This is a genomic window from Citrobacter sp. MGH105 (assembly GCF_001037485.2).
In the GTDB taxonomy this organism is placed as follows: Bacteria; Pseudomonadota; Gammaproteobacteria; order Enterobacterales; family Enterobacteriaceae; genus Citrobacter; species Citrobacter portucalensis.
Genome location: NZ_CP073048.1, coordinates 321,865 through 338,498 on the forward strand (window position 1 = coordinate 321,865; position 16,634 = coordinate 338,498).

The 16,634-nt window shown below is 54.1% G+C and carries 17 protein-coding genes; 14 read left to right on the forward strand and 3 right to left on the reverse strand.

The window, feature by feature from the left end; all coding sequences use genetic code 11:
- The first annotated feature begins 28 nt into the window (after positions 1 to 28).
- The 10 genes from livH to ugpQ all read left to right on the forward strand — a co-directional run bounded on the left by livH (position 29) and on the right by ugpQ (position 9,322).
- A complete protein-coding gene (livH, locus tag SK35_RS01500; RefSeq protein WP_003827575.1) occupies positions 29 to 955 on the forward strand; it encodes a high-affinity branched-chain amino acid ABC transporter permease LivH in 927 nt (308 codons plus the stop codon).
- Positions 952 to 2,229, forward strand: coding sequence for a branched chain amino acid ABC transporter permease LivM (livM, locus tag SK35_RS01505; RefSeq protein WP_048215381.1), 1,278 nt, complete (start codon positions 952 to 954; stop codon positions 2,227 to 2,229). The genes livH and livM overlap by 4 nt, the downstream gene beginning before the upstream one ends.
- Complete coding sequence (gene livG / locus SK35_RS01510; protein ID WP_003023438.1) at positions 2,226 to 2,993, forward strand: high-affinity branched-chain amino acid ABC transporter ATP-binding protein LivG; 768 nt, start codon at positions 2,226 to 2,228, stop codon at positions 2,991 to 2,993. Before livM ends, livG begins: the two co-directional genes overlap by 4 nt.
- Positions 2,994 to 3,010: 17 nt before the next feature.
- Entirely contained in the window at positions 3,011 to 3,724 is a 714-nt protein-coding gene (gene livF, locus SK35_RS01515) for a high-affinity branched-chain amino acid ABC transporter ATP-binding protein LivF (RefSeq protein WP_003827581.1), read from the forward strand.
- Between the two features lie 99 nt (positions 3,725 to 3,823).
- Complete coding sequence (locus SK35_RS01520) at positions 3,824 to 4,105, forward strand: hypothetical protein (protein WP_048215382.1); 282 nt, start codon at positions 3,824 to 3,826, stop codon at positions 4,103 to 4,105.
- Positions 4,106 to 4,352: 247 nt separating this feature from the next.
- A complete protein-coding gene (gene ugpB / locus SK35_RS01525; protein WP_048215383.1) occupies positions 4,353 to 5,669 on the forward strand; it encodes a sn-glycerol-3-phosphate ABC transporter substrate-binding protein UgpB in 1,317 nt (438 codons plus the stop codon).
- A 110-nt stretch (positions 5,670 to 5,779) separates the two neighbouring features.
- Positions 5,780 to 6,667, forward strand: a complete 888-nt coding sequence (gene ugpA / locus SK35_RS01530) for a sn-glycerol-3-phosphate ABC transporter permease UgpA (protein ID WP_048215384.1) — start codon at positions 5,780 to 5,782, stop codon at positions 6,665 to 6,667.
- Positions 6,664 to 7,509: a sn-glycerol-3-phosphate ABC transporter permease UgpE gene (gene ugpE / locus SK35_RS01535; RefSeq protein WP_003023450.1), complete on the forward strand. Its 846-nt coding sequence runs from the start codon at positions 6,664 to 6,666 to the stop codon at positions 7,507 to 7,509. Before ugpA ends, ugpE begins: the two co-directional genes overlap by 4 nt.
- 2 nt (positions 7,510 to 7,511) lie before the next feature.
- Positions 7,512 to 8,582 carry a sn-glycerol-3-phosphate import ATP-binding protein UgpC gene (locus tag SK35_RS01540; protein ID WP_048215385.1) on the forward strand — a complete coding sequence of 357 codons (1,071 nt, stop codon included), beginning with the start codon at positions 7,512 to 7,514 and terminating at the stop codon, positions 8,580 to 8,582.
- Positions 8,579 to 9,322: a glycerophosphodiester phosphodiesterase gene (gene ugpQ / locus SK35_RS01545; protein ID WP_003827589.1), complete on the forward strand. Its 744-nt coding sequence runs from the start codon at positions 8,579 to 8,581 to the stop codon at positions 9,320 to 9,322. Before SK35_RS01540 ends, ugpQ begins: the two co-directional genes overlap by 4 nt.
- Here ugpQ and SK35_RS01550 read toward each other — a convergent pair.
- Positions 9,319 to 9,759 (reverse strand): DUF2756 family protein, encoded by a 441-nt coding sequence (locus tag SK35_RS01550; protein WP_048215386.1) that lies wholly within the window; start codon positions 9,757 to 9,759, stop codon positions 9,319 to 9,321. The genes ugpQ and SK35_RS01550 overlap by 4 nt on opposite strands.
- Before the next feature lie 118 nt (positions 9,760 to 9,877).
- Here SK35_RS01550 and ggt point away from each other — a divergent pair, with 118 nt between their 5' ends.
- The gene (gene ggt / locus SK35_RS01555; RefSeq protein WP_048215387.1) at positions 9,878 to 11,623 is read left to right on the forward strand and encodes a gamma-glutamyltransferase; all 1,746 of its coding nucleotides are present in this window, start codon (positions 9,878 to 9,880) and stop codon (positions 11,621 to 11,623) included.
- Positions 11,624 to 11,670: 47 nt separating this feature from the next.
- Here ggt and SK35_RS01560 read toward each other — a convergent pair whose 3' ends face one another.
- Both SK35_RS01560 and yhhY read right to left on the reverse strand, forming a co-directional pair.
- Entirely contained in the window at positions 11,671 to 12,555 is an 885-nt protein-coding gene (locus SK35_RS01560) for a hypothetical protein (protein WP_048215388.1), read from the reverse strand.
- A gap of 46 nt (positions 12,556 to 12,601) precedes the next feature.
- Positions 12,602 to 13,090 carry an N-acetyltransferase gene (gene yhhY / locus SK35_RS01565; RefSeq protein ID WP_019078130.1) on the reverse strand — a complete coding sequence of 163 codons (489 nt, stop codon included), beginning with the start codon at positions 13,088 to 13,090 and terminating at the stop codon, positions 12,602 to 12,604.
- A gap of 470 nt (positions 13,091 to 13,560) precedes the next feature.
- Between yhhY and SK35_RS01570 the strand changes: the two genes are divergently transcribed.
- The 3 genes from SK35_RS01570 (at position 13,561) to gntR (ending at position 16,542) form a co-directional block, all read left to right on the forward strand.
- Entirely contained in the window at positions 13,561 to 14,598 is a 1,038-nt protein-coding gene (locus tag SK35_RS01570) for an oxidoreductase (RefSeq protein WP_048215389.1), read from the forward strand.
- A 123-nt stretch (positions 14,599 to 14,721) separates the two neighbouring features.
- On the forward strand, positions 14,722 to 15,417 hold the full coding sequence (yhhW, locus tag SK35_RS01575; protein ID WP_003023472.1) for a quercetin 2,3-dioxygenase: 696 nt from the start codon (positions 14,722 to 14,724) through the stop codon (positions 15,415 to 15,417).
- Positions 15,418 to 15,546: 129 nt separating this feature from the next.
- The gene (gene gntR, locus SK35_RS01580) at positions 15,547 to 16,542 is read left to right on the forward strand and encodes a gluconate operon transcriptional repressor GntR (RefSeq protein ID WP_008786351.1); all 996 of its coding nucleotides are present in this window, start codon (positions 15,547 to 15,549) and stop codon (positions 16,540 to 16,542) included.
- Positions 16,543 to 16,634: the final 92 nt, after the last annotated feature.

Genomic DNA, 16,634 nt, shown 5'->3' on the forward strand with positions numbered 1-16,634 from the left:
AAACGGGCGGGTTTAAAAAGGTTACCTTATGTCCGAGCAGTTCCTCTATTTCTTGCAGCAGATGTTTAACGGCGTCACGCTGGGAAGCACCTACGCGCTGATCGCCATCGGTTACACGATGGTGTACGGCATTATCGGCATGATCAACTTCGCCCACGGCGAGGTGTATATGATCGGCAGCTATGTCTCCTTTATGATCATCGCAGCGCTAATGATGATGGGCATCGATTCCAGCTGGCTACTGGTCGCGGCGGGCTTCGTCGGCGCGATTGTGATTGCCAGCGCCTACGGCTGGAGCATTGAACGCGTGGCGTATCGGCCCGTGCGCAGCTCCAAGCGCCTGATCGCGCTGATTTCCGCTATCGGGATGTCCATCTTCCTGCAAAACTACGTCAGCCTGACGGAAGGTTCGCGCGACGTGGCGCTGCCCAGCCTGTTTAATGGCCAGTGGACTGTCGGCAGTAGCGATAACTTCTCTGCTTCCATCACCACCATGCAGTTGGTTATCTGGATCGTAACCTTCCTGGCGATGCTGGCGCTGACGCTGTTTATCCGTTACTCCCGTATGGGCCGCGCCTGCCGTGCCTGTGCCGAAGACCTGAAGATGGCCAGCCTGCTCGGCATTAACACCGATCGCGTGATTGCGTTGACCTTTGTGATTGGCGCGGCAATGGCGGCGGTTGCGGGCGTGCTGCTCGGTCAGTTCTATGGCGTAATTAACCCTTACATCGGCTTTATGGCCGGGATGAAAGCCTTTACCGCGGCGGTACTGGGCGGCATCGGCAGTATTCCTGGCGCGATGATCGGCGGCCTGATTCTGGGCGTTGCGGAAGCGCTCTCCTCTGCTTATCTGAGTACTGAATACAAAGACGTTGTTTCATTCGCGCTGCTAATTCTGGTGCTGCTGGTGATGCCGACCGGTATTCTGGGTCGCCCGGAGGTAGAGAAAGTATGAAACCGATGCATTTTGCAATGGCGCTGCTCTCTGCCGCTATGTTCTTCGTCCTGGCGGGCGTCTTTATGGGCGTTCAGTTAGAGCTGGACGGTACCAAGCTGGTGGTCGATACCGCCGCGGATATCCGCTGGCAGTGGGTATTTATCGGCACTGGCGTGGTCTTTCTTTTCCAACTGCTGCGTCCAGCCTTCCAGAAAGGCCTGAAGAGCGTCTCCGGACCGAAATTTATTCTGCCGGCGATTGACGGCTCCACCGTTAAACAGAAGCTGTTCCTGGTGGCGCTGCTGGTGATTGCCGTGGCGTGGCCGTTTATGGTCTCGCGCGGTACGGTGGATATCGCCACGCTGACGATGATTTATATCATCCTCGGCCTCGGCTTAAACGTGGTGGTGGGGCTTTCCGGCCTGCTGGTGCTGGGCTACGGCGGCTTCTATGCCATCGGCGCTTACACCTTCGCGCTGCTGAACCACTATTACGGACTCGGCTTCTGGACCTGTCTGCCGCTGGCGGGACTGGTTTCCGCTGCTGCGGGCTTCCTGCTCGGCTTCCCGGTACTGCGCCTGCGCGGTGATTATCTGGCGATTGTGACCTTAGGCTTCGGCGAAATCGTCCGCATCCTGCTGCTCAACAACACCGAAGTAACCGGCGGTCCAAACGGTATTAGCCAGATCCCGAAACCGACCTTTTTCGGTCTGGAGTTCAGCCGTACCGCCCGTGAAGGCGGCTGGGATACCTTCAGCAACTTCTTTAACGTCAAGTACGATCCGTCTGACCGCGTCATTTTCCTCTATCTGGTGGCGCTGCTGCTGGTGGTCTTCTCGCTGTTTGTTATCAACCGTTTGCTGCGTATGCCGCTGGGTCGTGCGTGGGAAGCGCTGCGTGAAGATGAAATTGCCTGTCGTTCTCTGGGCTTAAACCCTACGCGTATCAAGCTGACAGCCTTTACCATCAGCGCCGCGTTTGCCGGTTTTGCCGGTACGCTGTTTGCCGCGCGCCAGGGCTTCGTCAGCCCGGAATCCTTCACCTTTGCCGAGTCGGCCTTTGTGCTGGCGATTGTGGTACTGGGCGGAATGGGCTCGCAGTTTGCGGTCATCCTCGCAGCTATCCTGCTGGTGGTGTCACGCGAACTGATGCGTGATTTCAACGAATACAGCATGTTAATGCTGGGTGGTTTAATGGTACTGATGATGATCTGGCGTCCGCAGGGCTTGTTGCCGATGACCCGTCCACAGTTGAAGCTGAAAAACGGGGAAGCAAAAGGAGAGCAGGCATGAGTCAGCCATTATTATCCGTTAACGGCCTGATGATGCGCTTCGGCGGTCTGCTGGCGGTAAACAACGTTGAACTGGAACTGCGACCGCAGGAGATTGTCTCGTTAATCGGCCCGAACGGCGCGGGGAAAACCACGGTCTTCAACTGCCTGACCGGTTTTTATAAGCCGACCGGCGGGACGATTAAGCTGCGCGACCAGCACCTGGAAGGGCTGCCGGGTCAGCAAATCGCGCGTATGGGCGTGGTGCGTACTTTTCAGCACGTGCGTCTGTTTCGCGAAATGACGGTGATTGAAAACCTGCTGGTGGCGCAACATCAGCAACTGAAAACCGGCGTCTTCTCCGGCCTGTTGAAAACCCCGTCGTTCCGTCGTGCGCAGAGTGAAGCGTTGGATCGCGCTGCCACCTGGCTGGAGCGTATTGGCTTGCTGGAGCACGCCAACCGTCAGGCCAGTAACCTGGCCTACGGCGACCAGCGCCGTCTGGAAATAGCCCGCTGCATGGTGACCCAGCCGGAAATCCTGATGCTCGATGAACCCGCTGCTGGACTCAACCCGAAAGAGACCAAGGAGCTGGACGAGCTGATTGCTGAACTGCGTAACCATCACAACACCACCATTTTGTTGATTGAGCACGACATGAAGCTGGTGATGGGGATTTCCGACCGTATTTACGTGGTGAACCAAGGCACGCCGCTGGCAAATGGGACGCCGGAACAGATTCGTAATAACCCGGATGTTATCCGCGCCTATTTAGGTGAAGCATAATGGGGGCGAGGATTAATATGGATAAGGCGATGTTATCGTTCGACAAAGTCAACGCCCACTACGGCAAGATACAGGCGCTGCACGACGTCAGCTTGTATATCAACCAGGGTGAAATCGTTACTCTGATTGGTGCTAACGGCGCGGGAAAAACCACGCTGCTCGGCACATTGTGTGGCGACCCGCGAGCGACCAGTGGGCGAATCGTCTTTGATGGTAAAGACATTACCGACTGGCAGACGGCGAAAATCATGCGCGAAGCGGTAGCGATTGTGCCGGAAGGGCGTCGCGTGTTTTCCCGCATGACGGTGGAAGAGAACCTGGCGATGGGCGGCTTCTTTGCCGAAAAGGACCAGTTTCAGGAACGCATCAAATGGGTGTATGACCTGTTTCCCCGTCTGCATGAGCGTCGTATTCAGCGTGCGGGAACGATGTCCGGCGGTGAACAGCAGATGCTGGCGATAGGCCGCGCGCTGATGAGCCAGCCGAGGCTGCTACTGCTTGATGAACCGTCGCTGGGTCTGGCGCCGATTATCATCCAGCAGATTTTTAACACCATCGAACAGCTGCGCGAACAGGGGATGACCATCTTCCTCGTCGAACAGAACGCTAACCAGGCGCTGAAGCTCGCCGATCGCGGCTACGTGCTGGAAAACGGTCATGTGGTGCTGGAAGACACAGGTGATGCGTTACTGGCTAACGAAGCGGTGCGAAGCGCGTATCTGGGCGGTTAATCATTCTCTGAATAGACAAGGGGCCGCTGTGGCCCCTTTTTATTGCTCTATGTTATTATTGAGAATAGTTATCAATAATAAAATGAACATGGAGAAAGGATGATTCGTTCAGGTACCTGCATGATGATTGGCAGTTTGTTTTTGACGCTTTCATTAACTACCCTGGCCTCAACACCGCCAGCGTTTGACCCGCGCGATCCCGCTATCTGGGAAGAGAAACCGGACAACCCGTTAGCGCAATCCGACTCGCCCTGCGAAGTGTTTACCAGCTCGGTATGCCCAGGCTGGGATGATGATAAATCGGATATCCAACGTGAACGTGAGCGGCGAGAGCAGCAGCGTTTACAGAATGAATATGAGCGACGCTGGCGTCGGGATTAATCTTCCTTGCTGGAGCAGCAGATAACGCCATCCAGGCCGGAGAAGGTATAGCGATATCCGGCTTTGTTGTGCACCACCCCGCATTTTCCTGTCACTACGCTTTCACCGCCTTGCCATCTGTTTGTCGCCTTACTATCTTTTTTTTGTAATAAAAAAGTTATTTTTCTGTCATTCGAGCATGTCATGTTACCCCCGCGAGCATAAAACGCGTGATATCGCGCATCCGGCACAACAAGAGAGATAACCGATGATATCGTTACGACATACAGCTTTAGGACTGGCACTTAGCCTGGCATTTGCAGGTCAGGCACTGGCGGTCACCACTATCCCGTTCTGGCACTCAATGGAAGGCGAACTGGGTAAAGAAGTTGATTCACTGGCGCAACGTTTTAATGCAGCCAATCCCGACTACAAAATTGTTCCGCAGTACAAAGGTAACTACGAGCAGAGCCTGAGTGCAGGAATTGCCGCTTTCCGTACCGGAAACGCGCCTGCGCTGCTGCAGGTTTATGAAGTGGGCACGGCAACCATGATGGCCTCAAAAGCCATTAAACCGGTCTATGAAGTATTCAAAGAGGCTGGCATTAACTTCGATGAGTCTCAGTTCGTACCGACCGTTTCCGGTTACTACACCGACTCTAAAAGCGGACACTTGCTCTCCCAGCCGTTTAACAGCTCCACTCCGGTGCTGTACTACAACAAAGATGCCTTCAAAAAAGCCGGTTTAGACCCTGAGCAGCCGCCGAAAACCTGGCAGGATCTGGCGGATTACACCGCGAAGCTGAAAGCCGCAGGAATGAAGTGCGGTTACGCCAGCGGCTGGCAGGGATGGATTCAGATTGAAAACTTCAGCGCCTGGAACGGTCTGCCGGTAGCAACCAAAAACAATGGCTTTGACGGTACTGACGCGGTGCTGGAGTTCAATAAACCGGAACAGGTGAAACATATCGCTCTGCTGGAGGAGTTGAACAAAAAAGGTGATTTCAGCTACTTCGGGCGTAAGGACGAATCCACTGAGAAGTTCTACAACGGAGATTGTGCCATTACCACCGCCTCTTCCGGTTCGCTGGCCGACATCCGCCACTACGCTAAATTCAATTATGGCGTCGGAATGATGCCGTACGATGCCGATGTGAAGGGCGCGCCGCAGAATGCGATTATCGGTGGGGCCAGCCTGTGGGTGATGCAGGGTAAAGACAAAGCAACCTACGAAGGCGTGGCGCAGTTCCTCAACTTCCTGGCGAAGCCTGAAATTGCTGCCGAATGGCACCAGAAGACCGGCTATCTGCCGATCACCACCGCTGCCTACGACCTGACCCGTGAGCAGGGCTTCTATGAGAAGAACCCTGGGGCTGATATTGCCACCCGCGAGATGCTGAACAAGCCGCCGTTGCCGTTCACCAAAGGGCTGCGTTTGGGCAATATGCCGCAGATCCGCACTATTGTGGATGAAGAGCTGGAAAGCGTCTGGACCGGGAAGAAAACCCCGCAGCAGGCACTGGATGCCGCCGTTGAGCGTGGCAATCAGTTACTGCGCCGCTTTGAGCAATCGACCAAGTCTTAAGTGTATAAGTGCCTGATGGCGCTGCGCTTATCAGGCCTACAAGTTCGTAGTTTGTAGGCCGGATAAGGTGCTTGCACCGCCATCCGGCACCTTCCAGGAAAAGAACCTACATGTCTTCATCCCGTCCGGTATTCCGCTCGCGTTGGCTTCCCTATTTGTTGGTGGCTCCGCAGCTGGTTATCACCGTTATTTTCTTTATCTGGCCCGCCGGTGAAGCGCTGTGGTACTCGCTACAATCCGTTGATCCGTTTGGTCTTTCTAGCCAGTTTGTCGGACTGGAAAACTTTGTCGCGCTGTTTCATGACCCGTACTACCTCGACTCATTCTGGACCACCATTAAGTTCAGTACGTTAGTCACGGTAAGCGGTCTGCTGGTGTCGTTATTTTTTGCGGCGCTGGTGAATTACGTGGTGCGCGGCAGCCGTTTTTACCAGACGCTGATGCTGTTGCCCTATGCCGTCGCGCCTGCCGTCGCCGCCGTATTGTGGATCTTCCTGTTTAACCCAGGTCGCGGGCTGATTACCCATTTTCTCGGTGAGTTTGGCTATGACTGGAACCATGCGCAAAACAGCGGTCAGGCGATGTTTCTGGTGGTGTTCGCGTCGGTCTGGAAGCAGATTAGTTACAACTTCCTGTTCTTCTTTGCCGCACTGCAGTCTATCCCGCGATCGCTGATCGAAGCTGCTGCGATTGATGGCGCAGGGCCGGTTCGCCGCTTCTTTAAGCTGGCGCTGCCGCTGATAGCCCCGGTCAGCTTCTTTCTGCTGGTGGTGAATCTGGTTTATGCCTTCTTTGATACCTTCCCGGTGATCGATGCCGCCACGGCGGGTGGACCGGTACAGGCGACCACGACGTTGATTTATAAGATCTATCGCGAAGGCTTTGTTGGGCTGGATCTCTCCGCCTCGGCCGCGCAATCGGTGGTGCTGATGTTCCTGGTCATTATTTTGACGGTGGTGCAGTTCCGCTATGTGGAAAGTAAGGTGCGTTACCAATGATTGAGAACCGTCGTGGGCTGACAATATTCAGCCATGCCATGTTGATTATGGGGATTATGGTGATCCTGTTTCCGCTGTACGTCGCGTTTGTCGCGGCGACGCTGGACAATAAAGCGGTGTTTGAAACGCCGATGACGCTGGTTCCCGGCACGCAGTTGCTGGAGAACATGAAATACATCTGGGTCAACGGTGTGGGCGTCAACAGCGCGCCGTTCTGGTTGATGATGCTTAACAGCTTCATCATGGCGTTCAGTATTACGGTAGGGAAAATCACCGTCTCCATGCTCTCCGCATTCGCCATCGTCTGGTTCCGTTTTCCGCTGCGCAACCTGTTCTTCTGGATGATTTTTATCACCCTGATGCTGCCGGTTGAGGTGCGAATCTTCCCCACCGTGGAGGTTATCGCCAACCTGAAAATGCTCGACAGCTATGCGGGTCTGACGCTGCCGTTGATGGCATCGGCTACTGCGACCTTCCTGTTCCGACAGTTCTTTATGACCCTGCCGGATGAGCTGGTTGAGGCGGCGCGTATTGACGGTGCGTCACCGATGCGTTTTTTCCGCGATATCGTACTACCACTGTCAAAAACCAATCTGGCGGCGCTGTTCGTTATTACCTTTATCTACGGCTGGAACCAGTATTTGTGGCCGTTGTTAATTATTACCGACGTCAATTTGGGCACTGCGGTGGCGGGTATCAAAGGCATGATTGCCACTGGTGAAGGCACCACCCAATGGAATCAGGTAATGGCAGCCATGCTGCTGACGCTTATCCCTCCGGTAATCATCGTGTTAGCCATGCAGCGTGCCTTCGTACGCGGTCTGGTCGATAGTGAGAAATAAAAATGGCTGGTTTAAAACTACAGGCAGTAACCAAAAGCTGGGACGGCAAAACCCAGGTGATTAAACCGCTGACGCTGGACGTCGCGGACGGGGAATTTATCGTGATGGTTGGCCCATCCGGCTGCGGAAAGTCTACGCTGTTGCGGATGGTGGCCGGGCTGGAACGGGTGAGCGGTGGCGATATCTGGATTGATAATAAACGCGTCACCGAGATGGAGCCGAAGGATCGCGGCATTGCGATGGTCTTTCAAAACTACGCGCTCTACCCGCATATGAGTGTGGAAGAAAACATGGCCTGGGGGCTGAAAATCCGCGGGATGGGCAAGGAACACATTGCTGAGCGGGTAAATGAGGCGGCGCGTATTCTCGAGCTAGGTGAGCTGCTCAAACGTCGTCCGCGCGAACTTTCTGGCGGTCAGCGCCAGCGCGTAGCGATGGGGCGAGCGATTGTGCGCGACCCAGCGGTATTCCTGTTCGATGAGCCGCTTTCTAACCTCGATGCCAAGCTGCGCGTACAGATGCGTCTGGAGTTACAACATCTGCATCGCCGCCTGAAAACCACTTCGCTATACGTGACGCACGACCAGGTTGAAGCGATGACCCTCGCCCAACGGGTGATGGTGATGAACAAAGGCATTGCCGAGCAGATAGGTACACCGGTTGAGGTGTATGAAAAACCTGCCAGCCGCTTTGTGGCGAGTTTTATCGGCAGCCCGGCAATGAACCTGCTGGACGGGCGCATCAGTACCTCGGGCACCCATTTTGAACTGGAGGGTGGCATGACGCTACCCATCGGCAGAAGCGCGAGAGAGGCTATTGGGCGTAAAATGACGTTGGGTATCCGCCCAGAGCATATTGCGCTAAGCTCGCAGGCCGAAGGCGGCGTGCCGTTGGTTGTTGATACACTGGAAATGCTGGGCGCAGATAACCTGGCACACGGACGCTGGGGTGAGCAAAAGCTGGTGGTGCGACTGGCGCATCAGCATCGCCCGACGGCAGGCAGCACGCTGTGGCTGCATCTGCCGGAAGAACATCTGCATCTTTTTGATGGCGAAACAGGACAACGTGTATGAGTAACTGGCCTTACCCCCATATTGTCGCCCATCGTGGCGGCGGTAAGCTGGCCCCGGAAAACACCCTGGCGGCGATCGACGTGGGGGCGCGATACGGGCATACCATGATCGAGTTTGACGCTAAATTGTCGAAAGACGGTGAGATCTTCTTACTGCATGACGACAACCTGGAGCGAACCAGCAACGGCTGGGGCGTGGCAGGCGAGCTGAACTGGCAGGATTTATTGCGCGTGGACGCCGGCGGCTGGTTTAGCGGTGAGTTTAAAGGTGAACCGCTGCCGCTGCTCTCGCAAGTGGCCGAGCGCTGCCGTCAGCACGGTATGATGGCGAATATTGAAATTAAACCCACAACCGGCACCGGAACGTTAACCGGCAAAGTCGTGGCGCTGGCCGCGCGGGAACTGTGGGCGGGAATGACGCCGCCACTATTGTCATCCTTTGAAATTGATGCACTTGAAGCGGCGCAGCAGGCGGTACCTGAACTGCCGAGAGGCTTGCTGCTTGATGAATGGCGCGAGGACTGGCGCGAGCTGACCACGCGGCTTGGCTGCGTCTCTATTCATCTTAATCACAAACTGCTGGATGAAGCGCGTGTGGATGCGCTGCGTGATGCGGGGCTACGTATTCTGGTATATACCGTCAACCGACCCCAGCGCGCGGCGGAACTGCTGCGCTGGGGCGTGGACTGCATCTGTACCGATGCCATTGATACGATTGGTCCGGATTTCCAACCTTTTTAAGGCCCAATCGTTTTTAACGGAACGTTAGGCTGCGGCGTGCTGGAGGGCTTCAGCATGTCGCCGTTCTTTTTCTCTGACAGCATATGTTGCTTATTCAGAGAGCTGTCCGGGTTACGGGTTCCACTCAACATCCCACCGTTGCTGTTGGGCAGCATTTGCTGCTGGCTGGGATTCAACTCGCCTGGCTGAGACTGAAGGACCCGCTGGGAGTTGGTGTTAATTTGGTTTTCCAGATGCTGTTGCTGCATACGCGTCTGCGTTTGCAACTGTTGGTTGAGCATCCCTTTCTGCTGAATTTGCTGCGTTTGCATTTGGGTTTGCATACGCTGCTGACTCGGGATCTGATAACCGGGTTGGTTCGGGTTATTCATGGTGTTGATGGGCTGTGCAAAGCCTGCAAACGGCAACAGCATGGCTAAAAGTAAGAGTCGTTTCATCGCTTTTCTCCTCTCGGGGATCTCTTAAGTTTACTCCTTTCTCGCCGTTACGATGATTATTTCAGAGTTATGCACCAGGCTTAGTGGGGGCAGACCCCCATACATCTGGAGAATAACGATGATAAAACCGACGTTTTTACGCCGGGTAGCCATTGCTGCTCTGCTCTCAGGAAGTTGTTTTAGCGTTGCTGCCGCGCCGGCTGCGCCACCGCCGGTATCTTACGGAGTCGAGGAAGATGTGTTCCATCCCGTACGTGCTAAGCATGGGATGGTGGCCTCTGTGGATGCTTTAGCTACCCAGGTTGGTGTGGACATTCTTAAACAGGGTGGGAATGCCGTCGATGCCGCCGTGGCCGTTGGCTATGCGCTGGCGGTGACGCATCCCCAGGCGGGCAATCTGGGCGGCGGTGGTTTTATGCTACTGCGTACCAAAGACGGTAACACCACCGCGATCGATTTTCGTGAAATGGCGCCTGCTGGCGCGACCCGTGACATGTTCCTCGATGAGCAGGGCAACGCCGATGCGAAAAAGTCGCTGACGTCGCATCTGGCATCCGGTACGCCGGGTACCGTGGCGGGTTTCTCGCTGGCGCTGGAGAAATACGGCACGATGCCGCTAAACAAAGTGGTGCGCCCGGCGATGAAGCTGGCGGAAGAGGGCTTTGTGGTTAATGACGCGCTGGCCGACGATCTGAAAACCTATGGCAGCGAAGTGCTCCCTAATCACGAGAATAGCAAAGCCATTTTCTGGAAGGACGGCGAGCCGCTGAAAAAGGGCGACAAGCTGGTGCAAAAGAATCTGGCGAAAAGCCTGGAAATGATTGCCGAGAATGGCCCGGATGCGTTTTATAAAGGGGCAATTGCCGATCAGATAGCCGGGGAAATGCAGAAGAACGGCGGGCTGATGACCAAAGAGGATTTAGCCAGCTATAAAGCCGTGGAGCGCACGCCGATCAGCGGTGACTATCGCGGGTATCAGGTCTTCTCCATGCCGCCGCCGTCCTCTGGTGGTATTCACATCGTGCAGATCCTCAATATTCTCGAAAACTTCGATATGAAGAAGTACGGATTTGGCAGCGCCGATGCTATGCAGGTTATGGCTGAAGCGGAGAAATATGCTTACGCCGACCGTTCAGAATATCTGGGCGACCCGGATTTTGTGAAAGTGCCGTGGCAAGCGCTGACCAACAAAGCCTATGCTAAAACGCTTGCCGATCAGATTGATATCAACAAGGCTAAGCCCTCCAGCCAGATCAAACCTGGCAAGCTCGCCCCGTATGAAAGCAACCAGACTACGCACTTCTCGGTAGTGGATAAAGACGGCAATGCCGTGGCGGTAACGTATACCCTGAATACCACCTTCGGGACCGGCATCGTGGCGGGTAACACCGGTATTCTGCTGAATAATGAAATGGACGACTTCTCCGCTAAGCCGGGCGTGCCGAACGTTTATGGACTGGTGGGCGGTGATGCCAACGCGGTTGGACCGAAGAAGCGTCCGCTGTCGTCGATGTCGCCGACTATCGTGGTAAAAGACGGGAAAACCTGGCTGGTTACCGGCAGCCCAGGTGGAAGCCGAATCATCACTACCGTGCTGCAAATGGTAGTGAACAGCATTGATTTCGGAATGAACGTCGCCGAAGCGACCAACGCGCCGCGTTTCCATCATCAGTGGTTGCCGGATGAACTGCGTATCGAGAAGGGCTTTAGCCCGGATACAATCAAGCTGCTGGAGCAAAAAGGACAGAAAGTAGCGTTGAAAGAGGCGATGGGCAGCACGCAGAGCATTATGGTTGGACCGGATGGCGCACTGTATGGTGCTTCTGACCCGCGTTCCGTGGATGATTTAACGGCGGGGTACTAAGAATAATGGCCTACAGCGTTCTGAACGATGTAGGCCTGACCGGTAGGTTATGGCGCATATCGCTGCAGTGATTCGGACCAGCGGAATATTTGGCTGCTTTTATCCTGTAGGTTAACGCGCTCTAAGTCATAAAACCCGTGCGTCTTTGCCGAGCGCATTTTGAGAATGTACTTACTTTCGCTGATGTCGTGCTGCCTTGTGCCGTCTTTATTCCAGTCTCCGGCAATGTCTGAATAGTAATAAACAAGGTCAGAAAACACGTTGATTATTTTGCTGTCTTTGATGGTGTAGAGTTCCAGCACTTCATAAAATGCGCCGCCGCCGGAGTAGGCATCGGAGTATCCACCCCGTACCCCGAATGCCAGGGTATCGGGTGCTATCCGGTACGGTGCCAGATCCAGCTTTGTATAATAAGCCAGCGGTCTGACGGACTCATCATCGTTCTCTTTTTCAGCGGCTTTATTCCACTCTGAGAGCTGGTTTAACGGTTTTTCCGAGCGTGCAATCGGCGTTAGCTGTGGATTCTGCCAGGAAAAAACGCCGAGATATAATTTATTAGCGCGCCCGTTGCTGTAGTTTTCCGGGCAGGTGTTATCCGCGTATTTTTTTGCTTGCTCGGCGTCAGCCTTATTATCGGCGAAACAGGCAATGCCAATATATTTACCGTCTTTTCCCCAAGATTTAGCACCAGTCAGGATCAGGTTGCCAGGATCTTCATTCGGTGCAACCCAGGCAATCCACTGCTTTTCAGATAAGCCCTGAGGAAGCTCACCAAATCCTTTTGCAGGGGTTGCTCCCGCCATTTGTTCAGCGAAAATCTGTTTACCTTCCGGATGTTGGATGGCACAGGGTATGGAATCGAGATTTTGTACAGTAGTGGCAAAAGCAGGGGAGAGCGAGGCCAGCAAAACCAGGGGAAGAAACTTTTTCACTATTGCGTCCTTTCAATAATCAGGGCGATATGACTCGCCCTTAAATTTATTTCACGCGCGCCATAAAGTAGGCATCAACGTACTCACCGTTGCGCAGGCCGTATTTCTTACCGGTGCCTTCGATTTCAAAGCCGTACTTCTTATAGACTGCTACCGCAGGCTCATTATCAACAAATACCGTCAGCTCAATGCGCTCGACGCGCAGCCAGTTGTCGCACATGTCGATCATCGTACGAATCAGCGCACTGGCAACGCCACGATTGTGCCACCTGGCATCCACGCAGATACCAAAATCGGCCACGTGGCTGCGGCGCGGGCGCTGCGCGACCTCAATACAGAGATGCCCCACGACGATATCGTCAATGCAGGCAACCAGCTGTTTGACACCGGCTTGCTCGGTTAGCCGCGCTTGCCACATTTCGAGGGAAGGATGAGGAACCTGTAGCGTGTTGTGGTACACCTCCGGCTGGGCGTGGATCTGACGAATTGCGTCGTAATCTTTCGGTTCAGCGTGGCGTATCACTATCTCACTCATTCCTTATCTCCTGCAGGGTTAATTGTGCATTTACACTCGCTGAGAAAGAAAAATCCGTCAACTGCATTTTTCTGCAAAAAGAAGTAGACAAGTGCGAATGAGAATGATTATTATTGCTCTGCGTTCAGGGGAACCCCTACGGAGAACCTGAAAGCACGACATTGCTCACATTGCTTCCAGTATTACTTTAGCCAGCTTTTGCTGGCTTTTTTTTTGGCTGGGTTTCGGGCTAGTTTGCTTGCCAGCTTAATCCCGGGCTGTGCTCGCAATCCTCACGTACTCAGTGTACGCTCCGGTTGCTGCGCGCAGGCCGTGAATAATCTGCCTACGCCACTTACGCCCGATCTTTTGGCTGTATAATGCGGTAGGCCGGATAAGGTAACGCCGCATCCGGCACGATGACAGGATGGATTCAGTCTCCAGCCGCTTTGCGCTATGGTGTAGACAATCACCTTCAAAAGGATCGTCTCATGACCTTACACTGCGCATTTATTGGTTTTGGTAAAAGCACCACCCGCTACCATTTGCCGTACGTCCTCAACCGCAAAAATAGCTGGCACGTCGCGCACATTTTCCGCCGCAACGCCAGGCCGGAAGAGCAGGCGCCGCAGTATTCACATATTCACTTCACCAGCGACCTCGATGAAACCTTAAGCGATCCGCAGGTGAAACTGGTGATCGTCTGTACTCATGCTGACAGCCATTTTGAATACGCTAAACGCGCGCTGGAAGCGGGTAAAAATGTGCTGGTTGAGAAACCCTTTACGCCGACGCTTGCGCAAGCAAAAGAGCTGTTCGAACTGGCGCGAAGCAAAGGACTGACCGTTACGCCGTATCAGAATCGCCGTTTTGACTCCTGCTTCCTCACCGCGAAAAAAGCCATTGAGAGCGGCAAGCTCGGCAAGATTGTTGAGGTTGAAAGCCATTTCGATTACTACCGTCCTGAAGCAGAAACCAAGCCGGGACTGCCGCAGGACGGCGCGTTTTATGGTCTGGGCGTACACACCATGGATCAGATTATTTCCCTTTTCGGGCGTCCTGACCATGTAGCCTATGACATTCGCAGTCTGCGCAACAAAGCGAACTCGGACGATACCTTTGAAGCGCAATTGTTTTACGGCGACCTGAAAGCCATTGTTAAAACCAGTCATCTGGTGAAAATCGACTATCCGAAGTTTATTGTCCATGGCACCAAAGGCTCGTTTGTGAAGTACGGCATCGACCAGCAGGAAACCAGCCTGAAGGCCAATATCATGCCCGGTGAACCAGGTTTCGCCGCTGACGATTCTGTTGGGGTGCTGGAGTACGTCAACGATGACGGCATCACGGTAAAAGAAGAGGTAAAGCCGGAAGTGGGGGATTACGGTCGTGTCTATGACGCGGTGTACCAGACGTTGACGGCCGGTACGCCTAATTACGTCAAGGAATCTGAAGTTCTTACCAACCTGGAGATCCTCGAACGCGCCTTTGAACAGGCAACGCCTGCCACGATAACCCTCGCCAAATAGCCTGCACAGACTCCTCTGGGCTTGTTCATATTTTTTGAACAGAGGAGTCAATTTTCACCCTCTATGATCCCAGGCGGATTGAGTCCACACTTACTCCATCGAAAACATCTGGGGGTGAACACAATGATCTACTTACGCAAAGCTAACGACCGTGGCCACGCTAATCATGGCTGGCTTGATTCCTGGCATACCTTCTCTTTTGCCAACTACTATGACCCGAACTTTATGGGGTTCTCAGCACTGCGCGTGATTAACGATGACGTGATCGACGCAGGTCAGGGATTTGGTACTCACCCCCATAAAGACATGGAAATCCTGACCTACGTGCTGGAAGGCGCGGTAGAGCATCAGGACAGCATGGGCAACAAAGAGCAGGTTCCGGCCGGTGAGTTTCAGATTATGAGCGCCGGGACGGGGATCCGTCACTCGGAGTACAACCCGAGCAATACTGAGAAGCTGCATCTGTATCAGATCTGGATCATGCCGCAGGAGAACGGTATTACACCGCGCTATGAACAGCGTCGTTTCGATGCCGCTCAGGGTAAACAACTGGTGCTGTCGCCGGATGCCCGTGATGGTTCACTGAAAGTGTACCAGGATATGGAGCTGTACCGTTGGGCGCTGGTCAAAGATGAGCAGTCGGTGCATCAGATTGCCGCTGAACGCCGCGTTTGGATCCAGGTGGTAAAAGGCAATGTCACTATTAACGGCACTAAAGCGACCACCAGCGACGGTCTGGCAATCTGGGATGAACAGGCAATTTCTATTCATGCCGACAGCGACAGTGAAGTGTTACTGTTTGACCTGCCGCCAGTCTAACGTGCTGTAACCCATTGTAGGCCGGATAAGACGCGAAAGCGTCGCCATCCGGCTTTTCATCGTTTGTCATTAATTCCATGCGTCCGTGGTAAACTGGGAAAATCTATCCCTTTTTAACGCTTCAGGACGATGAAAAAGAAAAGACCCGTACTTCAGGATGTAGCCGACCGCGTGGGCGTGACCAAAATGACGGTCAGTCGCTTTTTGCGTAACCCGGAGCAGGTCTCCGTGGCGCTGCGGGGCAAAATTGCCGCTGCACTTGATGAGCTGGGTTATATCCCCAATCGCGCTCCTGATATCCTTTCTAACGCCACCAGCCGCGCTATCGGCGTGCTGTTACCGTCTCTCACTAACCAGGTTTTTGCTGAAGTGCTACGCGGCATTGAGGCCGTCACCGACGCCCATGGTTATCAAACTATGCTCGCGCACTACGGCTATAAGCCTGAGATGGAACAAGAGCGCCTGGAATCGATGCTGTCGTGGAATATTGATGGCCTGATCCTCACCGAACGTAGCCATACACCCCGTACGCTGAAAATGATTGAAGTTGCCGGTATCCCGGTGGTTGAGCTGATGGACAGCCAGTCTCCGTGTCTGGATATCGCCGTCGGTTTCGACAACTTCGAAGCCGCGCGTCAGATGACTGCCGCTATTATCGCCCGCGGGCACCGTCATGTAGCCTATCTTGGCGCTCGTCTTGATGAACGTACTATCATCAAACAGAGAGGCTACGAGCAGGCAATGCGCGATGCCAACCTGGTGCCGTACAGCGTGATGGTGGAACAGTCTTCTTCCTACTCCTCCGGTATTGAACTCATCCGTCAGGCGCGGCGTGAATACCCGCAGCTCGACGGCGTTTTCTGTACCAACGATGACCTGGCGGTAGGGGCGGCCTTCGAATGCCAGCGTTTAGGGCTGAAAATCCCGGATGACATGGCGATTGCCGGATTCCATGGTCACGACATCGGGCAGGTGATGGAGCCGCGTCTGGCGAGTGTACTCACGCCGCGTGAACGGATGGGCAGCATTGGCGCAGAACGCCTGCTGGCGCGCATTCGTGGTGAAGCAGTCACGCCTAAAATGTTAGATTTAGGTTTCACCTTGTCACCGGGCGGATCTATTTAAGCCAACAAGTTTGAAGTAGCTCACACTTATACACTTCGAGCACGAATGGATATTGCTTCTCTATTTATCCGGCTGGACAATGTTACCGATAA